Below are 2,720 nucleotides of genomic sequence, written 5' to 3'. Positions count from 1 at the left end.
ATGGCAAGGCTTTGGGATGCATCTAGCACGCATGCTTCTGCGGTTCGCATGACCTCATCTCTACCAACGACGGTTGCACTTTGAAGCCGGCCGTCTGCGCGGCGATTTTCTTGCCCGTCTAGTGACTGAAAGTGGCCGGGTCGAGCCAAAGCGGGGCTCAAGTTGTGCGGCGAATACCTGCCATTCGTCCTCGCTCATTGACATGATTTTCGAGTGCATAGGGAAGGACGGCTTGTGGCCGGGAGCGTGAGCACACGGAGATCCCGGGAGGCTGACCTTTGATGCTCGAACCCTTGCAAACCAAAGTCAGCTATCGACTTTGTCAATGACCTGGAACTGTCGGCCAGCAGAAGTCGGCTGTCAGCGACTGCCTAGCGGCGCCCTACTGCTATGTTCACAACAATGGCACAGTCATTTCAAGCAGCACCGCTTGAACTTTTTCCCGCTTCCACACGGGCACAGTTCGTTGCGACCCAGTTTGCCAAACTCGGCAGCTGACCGTGCAACCCTTCGCGCTTTGAGGTCCTTGGCTAGTTCACTTAGGATTTCGATATCAGCATGGGACAAGCCCTGCAGTGTTACTGGTGTCATCGATAGCTCGCGGAGCGCGCCCCCGTCATAGGTCAACTCCAGGAGCATACGGGTATCTTCACCTGACGCAACCATGACTGTCCGACAGTGTTCAAGCGCTTTGTCGTGCGCCATGGCCACCACATGCTTGATGCTCAGCACGACTGTCAGGCGGCCATCCTTTGTCACCGACATCGGTACGCATCGGCCCCGAGCAACGACGTCGACCAACTCCGACTCGATCCAATCGTTTACTGCGGCGCGAACGTCAGAGGGAAAGTCGAGCAGGCAACTTGCCTTTGACGACCGGCCTGAAAGCTGCTGTGACGTCAAAAAGTCGACGACCTCGCGAATTCGTCGCGGGACTTGCTGCAACGGTGCTTGTGCCGCCTCAGGCGTAAGCAATTTCGCAGAATAGAACCTGTCGATGGACGAGCGATAGCCGTTGAATTGCACCCGTGCATTGCGCATTGCCAGATCTTCTGCATGCTTGGCGTACTGGTTGTACTCGAGGTAGAGGCCAAAATGATCCAGTTCGTCGTCTAGGCGTAGCGCGCTCGACATGGCTGCGCGCATACGTTGCTCCACGAAGTGCAAGAAGTCGAGCGGCCCAGCAAAGACGTCGCGGTACACCCGCAAGTCGGAGAGCGAAAGCGACCAGACTGGTCTACGGGCAAGGTCAACTCCTATGGACTGCAGATGTTGGGACTGGGCCGCAAGTTCCGTGAACGGGTCCAGCGTCACCGCGCAAATCGTCTTGGCCCGAAAGTCGGCCTTTCTCAACGAGCCAACCACCTGGTGCTTCGCATCGTAGATTTCCACAGCGTCGGCGCTGTCTAGATAGTCCAAGAACCGGTCACCTTGTTGAGCAGGCGCGCCCACGAGCGCTTGCAGAGACTTCACGTAGGCTGGCAAGTCGGTGGATGGCGACGTGTAGGTGAATGCACCGGCTTTAACCTCGATGACGAAAAGATGATCGTCGTAAATTACTACACAGTCGGCTTCGGCAAAGTTCCGGCGCTTGCCGTGTTCTGCAACCATCGGGTAGTACACCTCTCGCAGAACCTTTGCACCTGGCAAGAGGCGCACAAAGTGATCGATAGGCAAGCTTTCGGAGATGTCCTTGCGATTGCTGATCCAGCGCTGCTTCTCGGCTTCCGAGCGTAGGAAAATTCGCTTCTCAATCTGACGGTAAAAGTTATCGAACAAACATTGCAGGTCGAAGCACAGATATTTTCCGTTGACTTTGAGGAACGGTCTGCGAAAGATCGGTTGGATCCGCAGCGGCCATCCCTTGAACTCTCCATCGGCCAGGAAATCCGACTCCTCGCCAGGTGACCAAGAGAAGTCCTCTAGGAAGTTCTGCGGCAGGTTTGTGATCTGCGCCACATCGAAAAGCCCCAGGCCAAAGGCCTGTTCGCCGCTTTGTTGCATGGTTTCCGTGTGACCTAGGCGTTCGACGATCTCCATCATCTGTTCGTGGGGAGTCTTAGCCTTTAACTCCACATCGTCGGCCCGAAGCAGGCGATCGATTTCAGCGACAAATTCCGCATGCACGGCATGCACGGCGGCAACCGCTTCGCTCAGTCCGTAGGTATGAGAATGCCAAAGCTTACCAAGTGCCTCCATCAGGTGGGCTGCAGTGATCCCATAGGCAGCCTCAATTAGATCGGATTGGTTGAGCAACAAATCGGAAAGGGCCTCGATCTGGTGCGCGGAGTAGTGGTCTCCACGCACGTTGCACCACTGCAGTTGCGCCCGCATCATCAGTTCCTCCAGTTCAGGAGACAGCGGCGCATCGCTAGCTTGGCGGTACGCAGTAGCGCAAATGAGGTAATCACGGTGAAGCTGCTTGTACAGCTTATCCACATTTGCTTTCAGCGCGGCCCAATCGCTGTCTGAGACATCGGCTTTCTGGTTACTCCCACGAGGAGTTGCAGCGATGAGACTCTGTATGTAGTCGACCATCCGAGATGCGAGCGCATCTTCTTGTGTGACCTCTGCCTCAACTTCGATGTGCATGACTCGACTGACTCGCTCGCGCCAAGCGCGCGACAGCAGTTGATCAGGCGGCAGGCTTCCTACGGCGGCAGCGATCGAAGACACACGCTTGTCGATCTCGCCCACAACCCGCGGATAGTCGGCAACTG

1 protein-coding gene is annotated in these 2,720 nt (G+C 56.2%); it reads right to left on the bottom strand.

The features are described 5' to 3' along the window. Positions 1-411 precede the first annotated feature (411 nt). A partial coding sequence (locus EPO09_RS22145; RefSeq protein WP_290646790.1) for a YecA family protein occupies positions 412-2,720 on the bottom strand: 2,309 nt, incomplete at its 5' end.

This window comes from Aquabacterium sp., from assembly GCF_004297345.1.
Taxonomy (GTDB): Bacteria; Pseudomonadota; Gammaproteobacteria; order Burkholderiales; family Burkholderiaceae_C; genus Aquabacterium.
This window is presented reverse-complemented; position numbering and strand designations above follow the sequence as displayed.